Origin of the sequence: Streptomyces crystallinus (assembly GCF_039521265.1) — a bacterium.
Taxonomy (GTDB): domain Bacteria; phylum Actinomycetota; class Actinomycetes; order Streptomycetales; family Streptomycetaceae; genus Streptomyces; species Streptomyces crystallinus.
Window position 1 is genome coordinate 244,623 of the sequence record NZ_BAAACA010000034.1, and the last position, 22,011, is coordinate 266,633.

Sequence of the window (22,011 nt, forward strand, 5' to 3'; positions counted from 1 at the left end):
GTCCTCACCGTTCGTCGTGGTCGGGGCCGCCCTGGGCGGCGTCTTCGAGTTGGCTGAGCACGTGGTCCTCCACCAGTTCCGCCAGGGCGGCGACGGTGCGCGAGACCAGCACGTCGCGCGGGGTGAGGTCCACCCCGAACAGGTCGTTGGTGCGGGAGGCGATGAGCAGGGCGCGTATCGAGTCGCCGCCGAGCAGGAAGTAGTCGTCCTCGACGCCCACGGTCGTGCCGAGGGCCTCCTCCCACAGACCGGCCACCGCCTCCTCGACGGGGGTGCGGGGCGCCACGTGCGCGGACGGCGGTGCGGCGGCGGGGGCCGGCGCGGGCAGGGCGGCCCGGTCGGTCTTGCCGTTCTCAGTGACGGGAAAGCGGTCCAGGCAGACGAAGGCCGTCGGCACCATGTAGCCGGGCAGCGACCGCGCGGTGAGGGCGCGCAGTTCCGTCTCCGCCACGGGCGCGGCTCCGGGCGCCGTGAGCAGGTGGGCGACGAGCCGGGGCAGGCCCGGTTCGTCCTCGCGGACGCTCACCACCGCGTCCAGGACGTCCGGGTGGCGCGTGAGAACGGTCTCGACCTCGCCTGCCTCGATGCGGTGGCCACGCAGCTTGAGCTGGTGGTCGGTGCGGCCCAGGTAGTGCAGTTCGCCCCGGCGGTCGCGGCGCACGAGGTCGCCGGTGCGGTACATGCGGGTGCCGGGCGGCCCGTAGGGGTCGGCGGTGAAACGGGCGGCGGTCAGGCCGGGCCGGCCGAGGTAGCCGCGCGCCAGAGCCGGTCCGCTGAGCCAGAGTTCGCCAGGTACCCCGTCGGGAACCGGCCGCAGCCGGGCGTCGAGGACGTAGGCGCCGGTGGCGGGCAGCGGGCGGCCGATCGGCGGGGCGGCTCCGTCCGGGCACAGGGGCGCGGACCAGGTGGCCACGACGGTGGCCTCGGTGGGGCCATAGGAGTTGACCATGCGGTGGTGCGGGGCCCAGCGGGCGACCAGGTCGGCGCCGCACGTGTCGGCGCCCACGATCAGCGTCTTCAGGTCCGTGAGGGTGCCGGGCGTGCCGGACGGCAGGGTGGCGAGCGCGGCCGGGGGCAGCAGGGTGTGGGTGATGCGCTCGGCGCGCAGGACCTGGGCCAGGGCCTCGCCGAGCAGCGGCCCGGGTTCGGGCACCACCAGACGGGCGCCGTGCGGCAGGGACGCGCACAGCTCCAGCACCGAGGCGTCGAAGCTGGGTGTGGCGAAGGCCAGCACCCGGTCCCCCTCGCCCACCTGGTAGTGGGCGGCCTCGGCGGCGGCGAACGCGGCGATCCCGCGCTGGGTGACGACGACACCCTTGGGGGTTCCGGTGGAGCCGGAGGTGTAGATGACGTAGGCGGGGTCGTCCAGATCGAGCGGGCGGCTGCGGTCGGCGTCGGTGGGCCGGTGGCCGGGACCGTCGTCGGCCGGGTCGGCCAGCAGCGCGGCGACCTCCTTGGCGTCCAGGGTGAGCACGGGGGCGGCGTCGCGCAGCATGAGCGTGATCCGCTCGTCCGGGTAGGCGGGGTCCACCGGCAGGAAGGCGGCGCCCGTCTTGGCCACGGCGAGCTGGGCCAGCACCATGTCGAGCGAGCGGGGCAGCAGCAGCGCCACGAGGTCGCCGGGCCCGGCGCCCCGGGCGATCAGCCGGTGGGCGAGGCGGTTGGCGCGCGTCTCCGCCTCGGCGAAGGTCAGCAGCCGGCCGGGATCGCTGAGCGCGGGATCCCCAGGCCACCGATCCACGGCCGCCTCGATCAGGGCGGGCAGGGTCGCCGGGGGTACCGGGTCCGCCGCCGGGCGCACCGGTCCGCCCAGGAGCCGGGCGCGCTCCCGTGGCGGCAGCGTGTCCAGGTGGTCCAGGCGGGTGGTGCCGTCAGTGGCGGCCAGCGCGTCCAGGGTGTGCAGCAGCTGGGCGGCGAGGGAGCGTGCGGTGTCCGCGTCGAAGTGGCGCGGGTCGTAGCCGAGTTCGACGGCGAGCCGGTCCCCGGGCGAGACGACCACGGTGAGCGGGTAGTTGGTGGCTTCGCGGGCGTCCAGGTCTCGCAGGGTCAGACCGTGCGCACCGGCAGTGGCGTCCCCGACCGGATAGTTTTCGAACACCACCAGGCTGTCGAACATCGCCGAGCCGGGCGGCAGTTGGGTGAGGGCGTGCAGCTCGTTGAGGGGTATGTGGTCGAAGCGGCGGTCCTCCGCGCGCGCCTCCTGCAGGGCGCGCAGCCAGGGGGCGATGCCGGCGTCGCCATCGATACGGGTGCGGGCGGGCAGGGTGGTGATGAACAGGCCGGTGATGGTGTCCGCGCCGGGCAGGTCGGAGGGGCGGCCCGAGACGGTGGTGCCGAAGCAGACGTCCGGTGTGCCGCTCCAGCGGGACAGCAGCAGGGCCCACGCGCCTTGGACGAGGGTGTTGAGGGTGAGCCGGTGGCGGCGGGCGAATTCCTGCAAAGCCGCCGTCCGTCGGGCGTCGAGCCGTTCGGACAGCCAGGTGTCGCAGCGGGCGGTGGTCTCGGGAGCGGGCCTGCGGTCGTAGGGCAGCGGGGTCGGGGCGGCCAGGTCGGCCAGGGCACCGCGCCAGTGGTCCCGGGCGCCGGCGGTGTCGCGGCGGGCGAGGTGGGCGGCGTAGTCGGCGAACGGACGGCGTTCGGGCAGGCGGGGCTGCTCCCCGCGGGCGAGCGCCGCGTGGGCGGCCAGCACGTCACCCAGGACGTGGAAGACACTCCAGCCGTCCAGCAGGACGTGGTGGAACGTCCACACCACGCGTATCGTGTCGTCGCCCAGCCGGACCAGGGCCAGGCGCAGCAGCGGCGGCCGGTCGAGCGCGATACCTCGAGCCTGCTCCTCCCTCAAGAGTTCTTCCAGGGCGGCCGGGCGGCGTTCCTCGGGCAGGGCGCTCCAGTCGTGCCGGGTGACCGGCACGACCGCGCGGCGGTGGACGCTCTGCAGCGGTACGGGGACGCCGGCGAGGACGACAGCGGTGCGCAGGACCGGGGTGTGGTCGACGACGTGCTGCCATGCCGCGGCGAGCAGGTCCGTGTCGTTGGCCCCGTCCACGACGAAGGTGATCTGCTCGACGTACAGACCGTGGGCGGCCTCGTCCATGCCGTGCACGACCATGCCGGTCTGCGTGGGGGTGAGCGGGTACACGTCCTCCACGTCCCGGCCACTGCCGGCGACGCGGTCGACGCCCGCCTGGTCGAGCGGAGCGAGCGGGAAGTCGGAGGGGGTGCGCCCGCCCGCACCCGGCTCGGCGCAGTGCTCCACCAGGGCTCGCAGCTCCTGCGCCAGCTCGCCGGCGAGCCGTTCGACGGTCTCGCGGCGGTGCAGGTCCCGTGAGTACGACCAAGCGAACTCCAGCCTGCCCTCGCTCACCCGCCCCAGCACGTCGAGGAGGCTCGGCCGGCCGGCCGAGCGGTCCATGCCGCCGGTGAGGCCGCCACGGGGGGCGCGCAGCAGCCCGCCGGACGGCATCCGCCCGTCCTGGCGGCCCAGGTAGTTGAAGGTGACCTCCGGCAGGTCCGGCAGGTCGCGCCCGGCTGTCGGGTGCAGGTGGCGCAGGGCCCCGTAGCCGATCCCGCCCCTCGGCACGGCCCGCAGGCTCTCCTTGACGGCCTTGAGCACGCTGCCCGTGCCGGCACCCTGTGGCACGTCCAGGAGGACCGGGTACAGGCTGGTGAACCAGCCGACGGTACGGGAGAGGTCGGCGTCGGCGAAGAGGTCCTCGCGTCCGTGCCCCTCCACGGCCACGGCCACCCGGTCGCGCCCGCTCCAGCGGGCCAGCACCCGCCCCAGGGCGTACAGGAGCACGTCGTTGACGCGGGTGCGGTAGACGTCCGGGACGTCCTGGAGCAGCCGCCGGGTGTCCTCGGCGTCGAGGCCCGCGAACACGGTCTCCTCCTGCTCGGCGGTGTTGGCTCCGCCCGGGTGGTCCACCGGTAGCGGGTCCGCGACGCGCTGGGAGCGCCAGTGCGCCGCCTCGTCGTCGAAGCCGCCCGCCGCCGTGTGCGCGCGCAGCCGCTGCGCCCAGGCTTGGAAGGAAGTGCTCTTGGGCGTGGGGTGGGGGTCTTCTCCGGCGCGCAGCGCAGCGTAGGCGACGTCGAGGTCCTCCAGGATCAGCCGCCAGGACACCGCGTCCACGACCAGGTGGTGGGCCGCGAGCAGCAGTACCGGCCGGTCTCCTGCCCCGCCCCGGTACAGCGCGGCCCGCAGGAGCGGCCCGTTCGCCAGGTCGAAGCCGTGGGCCAGCCGGTCGGCGGCGCCGGGGGCGTAGGGCTGGTCGTGGACCTCCAGGTACGGGGCCTCGCCGGGCGGGGTGCCGTATTGCCGCCACGCCCCGTCCGGGCCCTGGTCGAAGCGCATCCGCAGCGCGTCGTGCCGTTCCAGGACGGCGGCCAAGGCGGACCGCAGCAGTGACGTGTCGATGCCGTCCGCCAGTTCGTACGCGACGGCCTGGCTGAAGTGGGACGGGTCGCCGGGAAGGGTGTCCAGCAGCCAGTGCTGCACCGGGGTGAGCGGGCTCTCCCCCACCACCGGGCCCTGTTCGGCGACGACCGCCGAGGCGGGCACCTCCTGGGCGGCGCCGGCGAGTTCGGCGAGAGTCTGGTGGGTGAACAGGTGGCGCGGGGTCAGGGCGAGTCCGGCCCGGCGAGCGGCGGAGACGATCTGGATGCCGAGGACCGAGTCGCCGCCGAGCATGAAGTAGTTGTCGTCGGCGCCGACTTCGGGCAGGCCGAGCACCTCGCACCAGATGGCCGCGAGGGTTTGCTCGGCCGCGGTGGCGGGCGGTCGGCCGGGGCTCGCGCCGGTGGTCCACTCCGGGTCGGGCAGGGCCCGGCGGTCGAGCTTGCCGGTGGCCCCGAGCGGGAGCCGGTCCAGGGGCACCACCAGGGCGGGCACCAGGTGGTCGGGGAGGGTGCCGGCGAGGAAGGCACGCAGCTCCGCCGGGTCCCACGCGCCGTCCCCGGCGGGGACCGCGTAGCCGATCAGACGGCGGTGGCCGTCGTGTTCGACCACGCGGGCCGCGGCGGCGGCCACGGCCGGGTGGCGGGTCAGGGCCGCTTCGACCTCGCCGAGTTCGATACGGAAGCCGCGCACCTTGACCTGGTCGTCAGCCCGGCCCAGGTAGACGATGTCGCCGTCGGCGGTCCAGCGGGCCCGGTCGCCGGTGCGGTACATGCGCCCCCCGGGCGGCCCGAAGGGGTCGGCAAGGAAGCGGGAGGCGGTCAGCCCGGGGCGGCGCAGGTAGCCGCGGGCCACGCCGGTCCCGGAGAGGTAGAGCTCACCGGGCGCGCCGACGGGCACCGGCCGCATCCGTTCGTCCAGCACATAGGCGCGGGCGCCACCGAGCGGCCGCCCGATCGGCGGGTCCCGGTCGGGGTCCGCGGGGTCGCAGGTGAAGGCGGTGGCGTAGACGGTGGCTTCGGTGGGGCCGTAGATGTTGCGCACCTCGCAGCCGGGGACGGCGGCCCGTACCTGCCGTACGGTCCGGGCGGGCAGCCCCTCCCCCGCGAGCACCACGGTGTCGGCTGCGACGTGCACGGTGTCCTCCGCCAGCAGCCGGCCCAGGGCGGAGGGCACCGCGCTGAGCAATCCGGCCCGCCACGGCTCCGGCCGCTCCGCCAGGGCCAGAAGGTCGCGGACGACCTCGACGCAGCCGCCGGACATCAGGGGCGAGAAGATCTCGAAGACCGACACGTCGAAGTTGAGCGAGGTGGAGGCCACGACGTGTGCCAGGCCCCGGCCGGTGAACTCGGCCGCTGCCCAGTCGGTCAGGGCGAGCACCGAGGCGTGCGCGACGACGACACCCTTGGGGCGGCCGGTCGAGCCGGAGGTGTGGATGACATAGGCGGGGTGCGCGGGCAGCAGGGGGGCGCGCCGATCGCCGTCGCCGACCGGCAGGGCGGAGGCGGCGGCGAGCCGTTCGGCGCAGCGCGGGTCGTCCAGGACGATCCGGGTGGCCGCCCCGCGTGGCAGACGCTCCTGCGTCGTGGTGGCGGTGACGACCGCCAGCGGTGTGACGTCGTCGAAGAGGAATGCGATGCGCTCGGCCGGGTACCCGGGGTCGACCGGCAGATAGGCCGCCCCGCTCTTCAGGACGGCGAGGAGGGCCACGACGAGGTCGGCGGTCCGGGGCAGGGCGAGCGCGACGTACTGCTCGGGGCCCGCGCCCGCGTCGATGAGCAGCCGGGCCAGCCGGTTGGAGCGCTCGTCGAGTTCGCGGTAGGTGAGCTGGTCCGCGCCGTGGCGGACGGCCGGCGCGTCGGGCATGCGGGCCGCCTGGCGGGCGAACGCCCCGGGCAGGGTGTCCTGGGGGGCGGCGGTGCCGGCGCCGCCGAACCGGTCGAGCAGTTCGCGGCCCCGCTCGGCCGCGGTGAGCGGCAGGTCCGCCAGCGTGGCTGTGCCGGGTGCGGTGGCCATGGCGGTGAGCAGGGTGCGCAGGCTCTCCCCCAGGCCCTCGACGGTGGAGGCGTCGAAGGCCGCCGGGTCGTAGTCGAGGCTGACGTCAAGGGCGTCCCCGGGGGCGACGACCACACTGAGCGGGTAGTTGGTGGGCTCCAGGTCCCGTTCCGTCTCCATGGACAGGCCGTGCCGGGCGAGGGCGGCCTCGTCGAAGGGATAGTTCTCGAACACGACGATGGAGTCGAACAGCTGGGTGCCGCCGGGCACGTCGCTCCAGGTGCCCAGCTGCGCCAGGGAGACGAAGTCGTGGCGCCGGGATTCGGACTGGGCGGACTGGAGCTCGCGCAGCCAGTCCAGCAGGCGGCGCTGCCCGTCGACGCGGGCGCGGGTGGGCAGGGTGTTGATGAACAGGCCCACCATGGCGGTGACGCCCGGCAGTTCGGCCGGGCGGCCCGAGACCGTGGTGCCGAACACCACGTCGTCCCCGCCGCCGTAGCGGGACAGCAGCAGCGCCCACGCGCCTTGGAGCATCGTGTTGACGGTGAGCCCGGCCTGCTGGGCCGTCTCGCGCAGTTGTGCGGACACCTTGCCGTCGAGCGTCATCCGTACCGTGCCGGAGGAGCTGGCGCGGTGCGCCTCGGTGACGCGGCGGTCGCACGGCAGCTCGGTCGGGGCGCGGAACCCGGCGAGGGTGGCCCGCCAGTACTGTTCGGCCTCGGAGGTGTCCTGCCCGGCGAGCCAGGCCAGGTAGTCGGCGAAGGGCCGCCGCGCGGGCAGCTGGGCGGGACGCCCGGCGGTGAGCGCCGCGTACCGCTCGCACACCTCGTCGAAGACCTGGGCGGCGCTCCAGCCGTCCAGCAGGATGTGGTGGAAGGTCCACACAAGGCGTACGCGGTCGGGAGCCAGCCGGATCAGGGTGATCCGCATCAGCGGCGCGTCGGAGAGGTCGATGCCCGCCTCCCGGTCCTGCTCGACGAGCCGGTCGAGGTCGGCCGCGCACCGGTCTGCGGACCTGCCGGTCCAGTCGTGCTGGGCGACCGGCAGGGCCGCCCGGTACCGGATCACCTGGACGGGTTCGGCGCTGTCCTGCCAGGCCGGGTGCGAGCGCAGCACAGGGTTGGCGTCCACGGTCCGCTGCCATGCCTCGGCGAGGGCGTCGCTGTCGGTCACGCCGGCCAGCACCAGCTGCACCTGGTTGACGTACGTGCGCCCGTCGGGCTCCAGCAGGCTGTGGAACAGCATCCCGGACTGCATCGGGCTCAGCGGCAGGACGTCCTCGACCGTGCGTCCGTCTCCGGCCAGCCGGTCGACCGCGCTCTGGTCGAGGCGGGCGAGCGGGAAGTCCGACGGCGTACGGCCGCCCGCGTCCGGTCGGGCGCAGTGGGCGAGGACCTCCTCCAGGGCGTGCAGCATGGCGTCGGCGAGCGCGGTGACGGTGCTCTCGTGGTGCCGGGCGCGGCTGTAGTACCAGCTGATCCGCAGGTGCCCGTCCTCGACGCGGGCGATCACGTCCAGCAGGTGGGGGCGTTCGGACTCGGGTGCGTCGGCGCCGCCGAGGCCGCCGGGAACGGCGCGCACCAAGGCGGCGTCGTCGGCCGACCAGTCGAAACGGCCCAGGTAGTTGAAGCTGATCCCGGGCATGGGCGCGGCAGCCAGGCGGGGGTCGCGGGCGAGGTGGCGCAGGGCGCCGTAGCCGATGCCGCGTCCGGGCACGGCCCGCAGCTGCTCCTTGACGGCCTTCAGGGCACCGCCCCAGGCCCCTGCGGGAACGGTGAGGGCGAGGGGGAACAGCGTGGTGAACCAGCCGACCGTGCGGGACAGGTCGACGTCCTCGAACAGCTGGTCCTCGCGGCCGTGTCCCTCCAGCGCCACGGCGACGGTGTCGTGCCCGGTCCAGTCGGCCAGGACCCGGCCCAGCGCGGTGAGCAGGACGTCGTCGATGCGGGTGCGGTAGACGGCGGGAACCCGGCGCAGCAGTTCGTCGGTACGCCGCCGGTCCAGTCGTACGGTGACCTCGCGGGCATCGGCCGTGGCGTTGCCGCCGTCGGCGTCCTGGGGCAGCGGGCGCGCGCAATGGCCGGCAGCGCGGGTCCAGTGGGCGAGCTCGTCCGCGAAGCCGCCGGCGACGGTGTGGTCGGCCAGGCGGCGCGCCCACTCCCGTACGGAGGTGGTGCGGCCGGGCAGCCGCACCGGCTCGCCGGCCAGGGCCTGCCGGTAGGCGGTCTCCAGGTCCTCCAGGAGGATCCGCCAGGAGACGCCGTCGATGACCAGGTGGTGGACGACGAGCAGCAGGCGGGCGGGGCCGGCGCCGTCGGTGAACAGGCGGGCGGTGAGCAGCGGGCCGGTGCCGTCGCCGAGAGACGCGTGCGCCTCGGCGGCGGCGTCCGCCTCCGCCCGCCGTGCCTCCTCGGGGTCCAGGCCGTCCAGGGGGCACACCGTCAGCAGGCCGGGGGCGGGCACGTCGGCGGCGATGACCTCCTGATGCCAGGCGTCGTCGCCGGTACGGGTGAAACGGGAGCGCAGGGCGTCGTGGTGGGTCCACAGGGCGTCCAGCGCGCGGCGCACGCAATCCGGGTCGGTGCCCGGCGCGGTCTCCACCCAGACGCACTGGTCGAACACGCCGGGCCGGTCGCGCAACGGGTCGAGGAACCAGTGCTGGATCGGGGTCAGCGGGACCTCGCCCCGGACCGGTTCGGTGCCGCGGACCGGTGCGGCGCTGCCGGTGGCCGCCGCGAGCCGGGCCACCGTGGGGTGCCGGAACAGGTCGCGGGGGGTGAGGGCGAGACCGGCGGCACGGGCGCGGGAGACGACCTGGATGCTCAGGATGGAGTCGCCGCCGAGCATGAAGAAGTTGTCGTCGACGCCGACGCGTTCGCTGCCCAGCAGCTCGGCCCAGATCCCGGCCAGGACGCGCTCGGTGTCGGTGGCGGGGGCCCGGTAGGCGCTGTCGCCACCCGCCGACCAGTCGGGCTCGGGCAGCCGCCGACGGTCCACCTTGCCGTTGGCGGTCAGCGGCAGCCGGGGCACCGGTACGAACGCGGCGGGCAGCATGTAGTCGGGGAGGTCGGCGGCGAGGTGGGCGCGCAGCTCTGCCACGTCGGGCAGGGCGGCGCCATCGGCCGGGACGAGGTGGGCGGCCAGCCGCTTGCGTCCGTCGGCGCTTCCCACGTACGGCGTGACGACCGCTTCGGCGACGGCGGGGTGCGCGGTAAGCCGCGCCTCGATCTCGGCGGGTTCGACGCGGAAGCCGCGGATCTTGATCTGGTCGTCGGCGCGACCCACGAAGTGCAGTTCGCCGTCCGCGCTCCAGCGCACGATGTCCCCGGTGCGGTACATCCGCGATCCGGCGGGGCCGAAGGGGTCCGCGAGGTAGCGGGCGGCGGTGGCTCCGGGCCGGCCGGCATAGCCGCGGGCCAGACCGGCGCCCGCGAGGTACAGCTCGCCGGGGATGCCGGGCGGCTGCGGCTGGAGGGCGTCGTCCAGGACGTAGGCGCGGGTGTTGTCGAGGGGGCGGCCGATGGGCAGCACGGCGGGCAGCGGGTCCCCGGCGCGGAAGGGCCGCCGGGTGGCGAAGGTGGTGGTCTCGGTCGGCCCGTAGCCGTCGACGACGGTGAGACCGGGGCACGCCTCCAGCACCCGACGGACGACGGCGCCGGGGACGGCCTCACCGCCCGTCCACACCTCGCGGGCGCCGCGCAGACAGGTGGGGTCCTCCTGGGCGAGCAGCCGGAACAGCCCGGCCGTCAGCCACAGGTGGGTGACGCCGCGTTCGGTGAGCGCGTGGCGGACCGCGGCGGCGTCCAGGTCGGCCGGTGGGGCCAGGACCGCGGTGCCGCCACGCAGCAGCGGCACCCACACCTCGTAGGTGGCGGCGTCGAAGGCGTGCGGGGAGTGCACGAGGACCCGCTCGTGTCCGGCGAAGGCCCGGTCGCGGGCGAGCGAGGCGACATCGCGCTGGCGGACCGCGACGCCCTTGGGGACGCCGGTGGAGCCGGAGGTGAACATCAGGTACTGGACGTGGTCGGGGTGGAGGCGGACGTCGGCGCACGTGCCGCTCCCCCGCCTCCCCGCCCCCTCGTCCACACGGCGCACGCCATCGCCGGGCAGCAGCTCGCGGGCGGTCTCCTCCCACGCGGCGTCGGTGAGCAGCAGCTCGGCACCGGCCTCGGCGAGCATGCGGCGCAGCCGTTCGTGAGGTGCCCTGCCGTCCAGCGGTACGTACACCCCGCCGGCGCGCACCAGCGCCAGCTGGGTGACGATCAGGTCCGTGGACCGCTCCATGAGCACGGCGACGGGCCGTTCGTCGCACACTCCCAGGTCCGCGAGGCGCCCGGCCAGCTCGGCGGCCCGGGCGTCCAGTTCGCGATAGGTCAGCGCGGCGTCAGCGGTGTCCAGGGCGATGGCGTCGGGGGTGCGCGCGACCTGCGCGGCGAAGAGGCCGGCGACTGTGGTCTCCGCGAGATCGGTGGCTGTGCCGTTCCAGGTGTGCAGGACTTGGGTGCGGCGCTCGGCCGTCAGCAGCGGTATCCGGGCGGGAGCCCGATCCGGGTCGGCGGCCATCTCGGTGAGCAGGACGGTCAGATACTCACCGAGCCGCCCTACGGTCGCGGCGTCGAACAGCTCGGGGTCATAGCCGAGCCGCAGCGTCAGCTCACTGCCCGGGTAGGCGACGAGTGCAAGCGGGTAGTTGGTGGTCTCGATGCCGTCCAGGTCGCTCAGGGCAAGGCCGTGGGCAGCGGCCAGGGTCTCGTCCACCGGGTAGTTCTCGAAGACGACGATGCTGTCGAACAAGGAGGAGCGCTCGGGGAGTTCGGTGAGCGTCTTCAGCCGGTTGAGCGGCAGGTGGTCGTGCCGGCGGTCCTCGCTCTGGTCGCGCTGGAGCGAGCGCAGCCACTCGCGCAGGCTGCCTTCGGCCGCGACGGCGACCCGGGTGGGCAGCGTCGTGATGAACAGCCCGGTCATCGACTCCGCGCCGGTCAGCTCGGCGGGACGGCCCGACACCGTGGTACCGAACACGGCCTCCGCGCGACCTGACTGACGCGCCATCAGGATGGCCCAGGCGCCCTGCACGAGGGTGTTGAGGGTCAGGCCCGAGGTCCGCGCCAGCTCCTCCAGGGCCCGGGTGGCGGCCTCGGGCACGGCGACCCGTACGGCGGCGGTGGACTCGGCGCGGTGGTTCTCGCGGGGCTCCCGGTCGTAGGGCAGCGGCGTCGTCTCGTCAAGTCCGGCGAGCCGTTCACGCCAGTACGTCTCGGCCTCCTCGCGGTCGCGGTCGCCCAGCCACGCCACGTAGTCCCGCCAGGGACGCCGGTCGGGCAGGGCCCGCGCGCCGGGCCTCCCGGCGAGGGCGGCGTGCCGGGCGAAGACGTCCGACAGCACCTGGAACAGGCTCCAGCCGTCGAGCAGCAGGTGGTGGAAGGACCACACGACGCGAACGGCGCTGTCGGAGACCCGTGCGAGCAGCAGGCGCTGGAGCGGGCCGTCGGCCAGGTCGAACCCCCGCTCGCGGTCCTCGCGCAACAGCGCGTCCAGGCGCTCACGGACCTCCTCCTCGCCCGCCCCGCGCCAGTCCAGTCCGGTCACCGGCACGACCGTGCCGCGCCGGACGACCAGCAACGGCTCGGGCACGTCCTGCCAGACCACCTGGCCGCGCAGGACCGCCGTGGCATCGGTGACGTCCTGCCAGGCCGCGGCCAGGAGGTCCGGCCGGTCCACGCCTTCCAGGACGAACGTCAGCTGTTGGAAGTAGACCGCTCGGTCGTCCTGGGAGAGACCGTGGAAAAGCATTCCGGCCTGGGTCGGCGTGAGCGGCAGGATGTCCTCAACCGCGCCCGGGGCGTCGCCGGCAAGGCGGTCGACGGTCCTCTGGTCGAGCGGCACCAGCGGGAAGTCGCCGGGAGTGCGCCCGGCCGCGTCCGGCCGGGCGGCGTAGCGGGCGAGGTCGGCCAGCGCGTCGGCGTAGCCGCGGGCGAGGGCGGTGACGGTGGCCTCGTGGTGCACCTGGTCGGAGTAGAACCAGGTGAACTCCAGTGCCTCGCCGTCGAGTCGGCCCACGACCTCCAGGGCGTGGGGGCGCCGGGCCGCCGGGTCGGCGTCGAGCTCCAGCGGCCGGAAAGAGCCCCGGTACAGGCCCGTGCGGTCATCCTCGACGTCCATCCGGCCCAGGTAGTTGAAGCTCAGCGAGGCGGCCGGGGCGGCTTCGTCGCCGGCCCGGGGGGCCAGGTGGCGCAGGGCGTCGTGGCCGACGCCCTGCCGTGGCACGGCCCGCAGCTGCTCCTTGACCTGCTTGAGCACGGCGTCCCAGGAGGCGCTCGTCGGGACGGTGAGGGCGACGGGGTGGCGGGTGGTGAACCAGCCGACGGTACGGGAGAGGTCGAGGTCGGCGAAGAGCTCCTCGCGTCCGTGGCCCTCGACATCGACCACGACCCGGTCCCGCCCGCTCCAGGCGCACAGGGTCCGGCCGAGCGCGCCGAGCAGGACGTCATTGGCGCGGGTGCGGTAGGTGTCGGGCAGCCTGCGCAACAGGACGGCGGTGTCCTCGGCGCTCAGCCGTACGGTGACGGCACGGGTGGAGGCGTAGGTGTCGGGGCCGGGCAGATCCATGGGCAGGGCGGTGGCCTCCGGCGGGATCGCCTGCGCCCAGTACTCGCGTTCGTCATCGAAGCCGCCGGCGGCGGCGTGCGCCGCCAGCCGCCGCGCCCACTGCCGCACCGGCGAGGACTTGGGCGGCAGAGCCGCCGCGCCGTCCGCGCCGCCCCTGCGGGCGCGGTAGGCGCGGTCCAGGTCCTCCAGCAGCACCCGCCAGGACACGCCGTCCACGACCAGGTGGTGGACCGCGAGGTGCAGGACGGGGGCGCGGCCGGTGCCCCGGTCGTGGAGGACGGCCCGCAGCAGCGGTCCCCGCGCGAGGTCGAAGGGACCGAAGTGCGGGCTGTCGGTGTCGGGTCCGGTGTGCCGGGTCAGCGTGATCCGCTCGCCCGCGTCGGTGACGTGCCAGGAGGGCGTGGCGCCGGGCCCGGTCTCGAACCGGGAGCGAAGGGCGTCGTGGTGGGCGACGAGGTCATTGAGCGCACGTTCGAGGGCCACCGGGTCGAGGTCGTCGGGCAGCAGCACCGAAAGGGCCTGCGCGAAGTGGCCGGCCCGGCCGGGATCCGCGCGGAACAGCCAGTGCTGGATCGGGGTCAGGGGCGCGGGCCCGGTGGGCTCCACCGGCGCGGCCCCTGCGCTCCGCGAGCCGGCGGCGCTGTCGGCGCAGCGGGCCAGCGCGGCGACGGTCTGGTGGCGGTAGACGTCCCGGGAGGTGACCGTCAGACCCTCCTGCCGGGCCCGCGCCACCACTTGGATACTGAGGATCGAGTCGCCGCCGAGTTCGAAGAAGTTGTCGTCGACGCCGACGCGATCGGCGCGCAGGACCTCGGCCCAGACGTCGGCCAGCAGCCGCTCGGTGGGGGTGCGCGGCGCGACGTGGCGTACGGCGCGGGCGGCCGGGGCGGGCTGGGGCAGCCGGGCGCGGTCGATTTTGCCGTTGGGGTTGAGCGGCAGCTCCTCCAGGAGCAGCACGGTGGCGGGGACCATGTAGTCGGGCAGGGTCCGCCCGAGCGCGCGGCGGGCGGACTCCGGGTCCACCCGCTGTCCGGGCAGGGGGACGACGTAGCCGGTCAGGCGCCGGGTGCCGTCGGTGTCGGCGACGGAAACCGCGGCCTCGGCGACTCCGGGGCAGCGGCGCAACGCCTCCTCCACCTCGCCGAGTTCGATGCGGAAGCCGCGCACCTTGACCTGCTGGTCGGTGCGGCCGACGTACTCCAGTTCGCCGTCGGCGCTCCAGCGCACGAGATCCCCGGTGCGGTACATGCGCGCGCCGGGCGCGCCGAACGGGTCGGCGACGAACCGCTGGGCGGTGAGTCCGGGGCGGCGCAGATAGCCGCGGGCCAGTCCGCCGCCGCCGAGGTACAGCTCTCCCGTGACGCCCGGCGGCTGGGGGCGCAGTCGCGCGTCCAGGACGTAGGCGCGGGTGCGGGCCACCGGTCGTCCGATGGGCGGCGCCTGGTCGGGTAACCGGTCCCCGGCGAACCAGGCGGTGGCGTACACGGTGGCCTCGGTAGGGCCGTAGATGTTGGCGATCTCGCAGGAGGGCAGGGCAGCCCGCAGGTCGCGCACGGTCTGCGCGGACAGCGCCTCACCGGCCAGGACGACCGTGTCGGCCACCACCGGCGCCGCACCCGAGGCGAACAGCCGGGACACCACGGACGGCACCCCGCTGATCAGCCCGGCGCGGCGCACCCCGGGGTCGGCGAGGGCGGTGGCGTCGGCCACCACCTCCACCTGCGCACCGGCCAGCAGGGGGCACAGCAGCTCGAAGACGGAGACGTCGAAGTTGAGGGAGGTGGAGGCCATGACCGGGGCCGCGCCGCGGCCGGTGAACCGTCCACACGCCCAGGCCGCCAGGGCGGCCACCGTCCGGTGGGTGACCACGACGCCCTTGGGGCGGCCGGTCGAGCCGGAGGTGTAGATGACGTACGCCGGGTGGTCGGGCAGCAGCGGGCGGATCCGGGCGTCGTCGGTGACGGCCGCCGACGCGTCCGCCGACGCGTCCTCGTCCCCGTCGGCTTCGGCGTCGGCTTCGGCGTCACCGATGATCAGCGGCTCGCAGTCGTCGGGCAGTGCCGCCGCGGTCTCCGTGGTGGCGAGCACGAGGGCGGGCCTGGCGTCGGACAGCATGAACCGGATGCGGTCGGCCGGGTAGGTGGGGTCGACGGGCAGATACCCGGCACCGGACTTCAGTACCGCCCACAGCACGACCACGAGCTCGGCCGTGCGCGGCAGACAGAGCGCCACCAGCGTCTCCGGCCCCGCGCCCCGCGCGATGAGCCGCCACGCCAGACGATTCGCGCGGCGCTCGACCTCGGCATAGGTCAGCCGTTCGGCGCCGTGGATGACGGCGACCCGGTCGGGGGTGCGCTCGACCTGGGCCCGGAACAGCTCGGGCAGGGCGGTGACGTCACGCTCGCGGTCCGCGTCCACCGGCGGATTCCAGGCGTCGACGAGGGTGCGCTGCTCGTCCGGGGAGAGCATGGGCAGTTCGGCCAGGTTCCGCCCCGGGCCGTCGGCCATCGCCTCGAGCAGCCGGTGCAGATGGCGGGAGAGGCGAGCCGCGGTCCGCGCCTCGAACAGGTCGGTGTTGTACTCCGCGGTCAGCACGCAGCCGTCGTCCGCGTCCGGGGTGAACTCCAGCACCAGGTCGAAGCGGGCGGCGGGCCTGGGCAGCGGGTGGTCGTCGAAGAGCACCCCGCCCACACGGGCGGCCGGGGCGGTCGCGGTCTGCTGCACGACGAGGACCTGCGCCAGCGGGTTGCGGCTCGGGTCACGAGGCGGCGCCAGCTCCTCGACCACGCGGTCGAAGGGCACCGCGTCGTGGGCGAACGCGTCCAGCAGGGTGGTGCGCATGCCCTCCACGAAGCGGTCGACGCTGACTCGTTCGTCCACCTCGGTGCGGAGCACCACGGTGTTGGCGAAGAAGCCGACCACGTCCTCCAAGTCGCGGCGTCCGCGCCCGTTCGTGATCGTCCCGAAAGCGACGTCCCGCTGTCCCGAGTAGCGCGCGAACAGCAGCGCGCACGCCCCGGCCAGCACGGTGAAGACGGTGGTGCCACGGCTGGTGGCGAGGGTGCGCAGCCGGGCCATCAGCGCGGGCGGCAGGTGGTGGCGGTGGCCGGCACCGGCGGTGGTGCGCACGGCGGGGCGGGGCCGGTCGGTGGGCAGCTCCAACTGCTGGAGGCCGTCGAGGTGCCTGCGCCAGTAACGCAGGTGTTCCGCGTCCTCGTCGCGTCCGCGCTGCTCCCAGACTGCGAAATCCGGGTATTGCACGGCCGGTTGGCCGAGGGAGTCCGCCTCGCCGGTGGTCTCGGCGTGGTACAGCGCGGCCAGTTCCCGGATGAGGATGCCCACCGACCAGCCGTCGGTCACGATGTGGTGCTGGGCGACCAACAGCAGGTGGTCGGCGTCGGCGAGCCGCACCAGCAGGGCGCGGGTGAGCGGCCCGGCGCCCAGGTCGTGCGGCCGGCGCAGCTCCTCGGTGAGCAGGCGCTCGGCCGTCTCTTCGCGGCGAGCCGCGGGGACTTCGGTGAGGTCGGCGGTGCGCAGCGGGAGGTCCGGCTCCGCCGCGATGAGCTGGGCACCCTGGCCGTCGACGGTGCGGAACGTGGTGCGCAGCGCGTCGTGCCGGGCGGCCAGGCGGTGCAGGGCACGGTGCAGAGCGCCGGAGTCCAGTGGGCCGCGCAGGCGCAGGGTGAAGCCGGTGTTGTACTCGCCGCCGCCGTCGGCGAGGTCATCGAGGAACCACAGTCTGCGCTGGGCGCTGGACAGCGGCAGGGGGCCGGGACGCGGGGCGGCCGGGATGGCGTCGGCGGGCGCGGCCGCGGAGGGGTCGCCCAGCAGCGGGGCGAGCGCCTCGACGGTACGCGCGGTGAAGACGTCCCGGACGGACAGCCGCACGCCCAGTTCTTCGCGGATGCGAGCAAGGACGCGCGCGGCGAGGATGGAGTCACCGCCCAGGTCGAGAAAGTCGTCCGTGACGCCGATCCCGTCGGCGCCCAGGGCGTCCGCCCAGACCGCGAGGAGAGCCTCCTCCTGCGGGGTGCGCGGGGCCACCCGGCCCGCGCGGGGGGCGTGTTCGGGCGCGGGCAGCGCGGCGTGGTCGGTCTTGTTCTGCGCCGTGAGCGGCATCCGGTCCAGGACGACCACGGCGGACGGCACCAGGTGAGCGGGGAGCACGGCGGCGAGGGCGGCGCGCAGGGACAGCGCGTCGGGACGCGCGCCGGAATCCGCGGGGGTCGCATAGCCGACCAGGCGAGGGCGGCCCGGCTCGTCCTCGCGGACCACGACGACGGCTTCGCCGACCAGGGGGTGCCGCGCGAGCGCCGCCTCGATCTCGCCCGGCTCGACGCGGAACCCACGGATCTTGACCTGCCGGTCGAGGCGCCCCAGGTAGTCGAGTTCACCGTCCGGACGCAGCCGTACCCGGTCGCCGGTCCGGTAGAGGCGGGCGCCGGGCGGCCCGGCGGGGTCGGCGACGAACCGGGCGGCCGTCAGGCCCGGGCGGCGCAGGTATCCACGGGCCACCGCGTCGCCGCCGATGTACAGCTCGCCGTCCGCGCCAGGCGGGACGGGCCGCATCGCGGGGTCGAGCACCAGGGCGCGGGTATGAGGCAGGGCCGCGCCGATCGTCGGGGTACCCTGCCCCGCCGTGAGCGCTCCGGTCCACGTGGCGACGATGGTGGCCTCGGTGGGGCCATAGGAGTTGATCATGCGGCGGCCCGGGGCCCAGCGGTCCACGAGGCCCGCCGGGCATGCCTCGGCGCCCACGATCAGCGTGCGCAGATGACGGCCGGTGCCCCGGTCGGGCGCGGGCAGCGTCGCCAGCGCGGCCGGCGGGATGAGGGTGTGGGTGATGCGGTACTCGTCCAGGACCGCGGCGAGCTCGTCGCCGAGCCAGGGGCCGTCCGGCGGGACGACGAGGGTGGCGCCGGTGAGGACGGAGACGAACAGCTCCAGCACGGAGGCATCGAAGCTGGGGGAAGAGAACTGGAGCACCCGGTCGCCGGGACCTACGGCGTACCGCTCGACCGCGGCGGCGGTGAACCCCCCGATGCCGCGGTGGGTGACCGTCACGCCCTTCGGGATGCCGGTCGATCCCGACGTATAGATCACATAGGCGGCCCGGTCGGGCCCGGCCCCGCGCGCGGCGTCAGGGCCCGCGGGAGCGCCGTCCCCGTGCTCCAGCAGAGCGGCGACCGCCCCGGGGTCGTCGAGCGTCGCCACGGGGGCGGCGTCAGTGAGCATCAGCGCCCGCCGCTCGGCGGGATAGCCCGGGTCCACCGGCAGGAAGGCGGCGCCCGCACGCGCGACGGCCAGTTCGGCCGCGATCAGTTCCATGGAGCGCGGCAGGATGAGGGCCACCACCTGGTCCGGGCCCGCTCCCCGACGTATCAGGTGTCCGGCCAACCGGTCGACGCGCTCGGCGAGTTCGCGGTAGGTCCAGGTGCGGCTGCCGTCGGTCAGAGCCGGGGCTTGGGAGCGGCGGGCCACCTGGTCCGCGAACAGGTCTTCCAGCGCCGGGTGTGAGAGTGCCGGGGCCGCGGTGTCCGCCGGTCGTGCCGCGTCGCCGCCCTGGGGTCGCGGGGCGGTCGAGGGCGTGTCGTGCGGGTCCGTCATGGGTCCAGTCCTTTGGCGGTCAAGGTACGGAGCGGGTGTCCAGCGGGGAGCGGGGGCACAGGCGCCCCTCCTGCGGGGGCGCGACGGGACGGGCGGCGGAGCGGGGGCACCAGCGACCGCACCGCAGCACGACGGGCTGACGCCGCCGCCCGGCGACCGAGGCGAACCCTGCCTACTGGGGGCCACCTCGCGTGCGGACCCGGGGCACTCCCGGCCACCGGGTGGTGGCCGGGTCCCGGGGCGTCAACAGTCGTCGACGCGGCGCGCCGTACGGCCGGACACCTGCACGCGTTCGACGCGGCCGCCGGCCGGGTCCCGGTGGAAGCGGCCGCCGGGCTCCGGGCGGCCGGTGGCGGGATCGAGCAGATCGAACGTCAGGTCGGGGTAGCAGACCAGCGGCAGGGACAGATCGCCGTCGATGGACAGCACCGGTGAGCCGTCGGGCCCGGCGGCGACGCGGTAGGCGACGCCACCGTTGCGGTAGGTGCCCAGGCACTCGGGCAGGGCGACCGGACGGCCCCGGTCGGTGGCGGGGCGGGCCGTGGCCGGCACCCGTATACCGGCCACGCGCTCCAGCTCCCGGGTGAGGTCGCGCCAGAGGCCGGTGGCCCCGCCCGCGTTCCCCGTGAACGCCACCACCATGCCGCTCTCGGCGTCGGCCCGCAGATGGCACGAGGTCCCCTGGGCGTTGCCGTCGTGGCCGCACCACACGCGCTCGCCCTGCCGGAACAGGGCGACGCCCAGTCCCCAGCCGTCGGCAAGCGCGCCGGGCCGGGCCCCGCTCTCCCCGCGCCGCATCTCCTTGGCGACGGCAGGCGGCAGCACTTGGGAGCGGCCCACCAGGGCGGAGCCCAGCGCGGCCAGGTCGGCGGCGCTGCCCAGCAACGCACCGGCGGGAGCCTCCAGCGGTGCCAGGTACTGCCGTACGGGGCGCACCTGCCCGGTAGCCGTGTTGACGGCGTGCCCGGCGGCCGTGGGGCGGGCGGCGGCGGTGTCGCCGATGAAGGCGGGCCTGGTGCCCAGCGAGTCGAGCAGGAGCGTGCGGACGGCCTCGTGCCAGGGCATACCGGTGATCGTCTCGACGAGCCGCCCCGCGGCGACGTATCCGGCGTTGGAGTAGGAGAAGTCGGTACCGGGCGGGAACAGTGCCTGCTCGGCAGTGCACAGCGCGGCCAGGTAGCGAGAGCCGTTGGTCGTGGACGCCGCATCGGAGTCGGGTCCGGTGGGCAGTCCGCCCGTGTGGCTCAGCAGGTGGCGGACGGTGACCCCGGGCAGACCGGACAGCTCCGGCAGGTGGGCGGCAACGGGCTCGTCGAGGTCGAGGTCACCGTCATCGGCGAGCAGCAACACGAGCGCCGCGGTGTAGGGCTTGGTGAGCGAGCCGAGGGCCACGGCCGTGTCAGCGGTGAACGGGACGCCCGTGGCCGTATCGGCGGTGCCGGTGTACAGCGAGAGGGTCTCCGTGCCTGTGTCCAGGACCAGTTGGGCACCGGGGACACGGTGGGTGTCGGCAAGGGCCTCTAATCGGCTCTGTATTTCCTCACGGAGTCGGGTCGGCGCGCCGGCGGCGGCCCGGGCGGCGGGGACGGTGTACGGCATGGGAGTGTGCTCCAGTGACGTGGGCTTGTCGTGCGCGGGTGGGTACCTGCGGCCCGGTGGCGGAAAGGCCGGGCCGGGCCGGCGCGCGGCCGGGGTGAGCGGAGCGGCTAGGGCCTGTCGACCTCGACCGGCAGATGGCGCACGCCGATGATGACTGCCGGGTTCTGCGTGACGATGTCGTCATACGAGGGGATCGCGACGGAGCAAAATCGTTCATGCAACATACGCAGGGCGATCCGGGCCTCCAACCGGGCCAGGGGGGCACCGAAGCAGAAGTGGATGCCGTGCCCGAAGGTCAGGTGCGGGTTGGGCCTGCGGCTCACGTCGAACTCGTCCGGCCGTTCAAACCGCGCGGGGTCGCGGTTGGCTGCGCCCAGGTGGGCCATCAGCAGCGTGTCGGCGGGCAGTTCATGACCTCCCAGGACCACCGGCCGGGTAAGGCGTCGTCCCAGCTCGGGGAAGGGGGGCAGCCAACGCAGCACTTCCTCGACGGCAGCGGGGATGCGGTCGGGGTCATCACGCAGCGCGGCGTCCGTACCGGGGTGGCGGTCGAAGGCGATCACGGCGTTGCCCAGCAAGGCGGTGGTGGTGATGTGTCCGGCGACCAGCAGCAGGGCCACGAAGCCGACCATCTCCTGGTCGGTGAGCCGGACGCCGTCCACCTCGGCCCTGATGAGTCTGCTGGTGAGATCGTCACCAGGGGATGCCCGGCGGTTGCGTATGTAGTCCAGCATGTAGCTGTTCATCTCCCGGATGGTGGGCGCGATGGCCTCCAGCGCCCGCTCCAGGTCCGCCATGTCGGGCGCTTCGCCCAGCTGGTCGCCGCCGAACAGCACACTCGCCCAATCCTGGAAGGTGCGGTGCTGCTCGGCCGGGATACCGAGCAGTTCCGCGATGACGATGATGGGCAGCGGGTAGGTAAGGGTGTCTACGAGGTCGAAGCGGTCCCGGTCATCGACGGCGTCCAGCAGGCGGGCGCATATCGCTTCGATGCGGGGCTCGAGTCCCTGCACGACACGGGGGGTGAATGCCTGACTCACCAGCTGGCGGAGCTTGCGGTGCTCGGGCGGGTCCATACCGACGAAGTTGCCTTGGGTGAAGGTCGCGAAGTCCTCCTGGGTGGGGGCCAGGGAGGAGAGGTCGGAGGAGTAGGTCGCCGGGTCGGCGAGAACCGCGGAGACGGTCTCGTGGTCGACGACTTGCCAGACACCCTGGCGCTCGTCGTGACTCACCGGCCCGGCCGCGCGCAGATCGCGCCAGCGACCTGGTAACGCGTCCAGCAGGAAGGTTTCGCTCTTCGTCTGGTCGATGGGCACGATGTCTCCTCGGCTGACGGCACACGAATGCGGCTGGGCCGATAGCAGGCGGCCGGATGCGACGGAAGTGAGCAGTTCGGAGGGCGGCTCCGGGCGGCGGCGACGAACAGATCTGCCGGCGCGCAGCGGGGCGCGGCTTGGCACACACAGACATGGCAACGGTTTACTCACGTGAGGAGCGCCGCTGCGGGAGAGTCAGCCGTGTGCGATCGCGGTCAGACCACTTTGTCCGGGCCTCAACATGCTCGGCACGACGTGATGGTCGGCTTCCGGCCTGCCCGGCAGGCCCTCATTACCGCACGCCAATCCGACACAACAATCCCCCCTCGGCGAAGCCGCCGCGTGACGGTCACGCGGCGCGCCCTGCCGGCCCTTGGCCGGACAGCAATGAGCCCCGGGCACCCGGAAATGGATCGAGAGCACCCACCAGCCACCCTGCGATTTCCCAGGATCGACTGACGCAGACCCTTGAACAGCTTCATTTCCGCGGCACTT

At 74.5% G+C, this 22,011-nt stretch carries 3 protein-coding genes; all 3 read right to left on the reverse strand.

The features are described from left to right. Nucleotides 1-4: 4 nt before the first annotated feature. The 3 genes from ABD236_RS23925 to ABD236_RS23935 all read right to left on the reverse strand — a co-directional run bounded on the left by ABD236_RS23925 (nt 5) and on the right by ABD236_RS23935 (nt 21,516). Nucleotides 5-18,601: a non-ribosomal peptide synthetase gene (locus ABD236_RS23925; protein WP_344076575.1), complete on the reverse strand. Its 18,597-nt coding sequence runs from the start codon at nt 18,599-18,601 to the stop codon at nt 5-7. 243 nt (nt 18,602-18,844) lie between these two features. Further along, entirely contained in the window at nt 18,845-20,200 is a 1,356-nt protein-coding gene (locus ABD236_RS23930) for a serine hydrolase domain-containing protein (RefSeq protein WP_344076577.1), read from the reverse strand. Nucleotides 20,201-20,307: 107 nt separating this feature from the next. After that, nucleotides 20,308-21,516: a cytochrome P450 gene (locus tag ABD236_RS23935; protein WP_344076580.1), complete on the reverse strand. Its 1,209-nt coding sequence runs from the start codon at nt 21,514-21,516 to the stop codon at nt 20,308-20,310. Nucleotides 21,517-22,011 lie beyond the last annotated feature (495 nt).

What these genes read in the sequence shown, in the direction of transcription:
- ABD236_RS23930 (WP_344076577.1), bottom strand. Translation starts at nt 20,200, where the DNA reads ATGCCGTACACCGTCCCCGCCGCCCGGGCCGCCGCCGGCGCGCCGACC.
- ABD236_RS23925 (WP_344076575.1), bottom strand. Translation starts at nt 18,601, where the DNA reads ATGACGGACCCGCACGACACGCCCTCGACCGCCCCGCGACCCCAGGGC.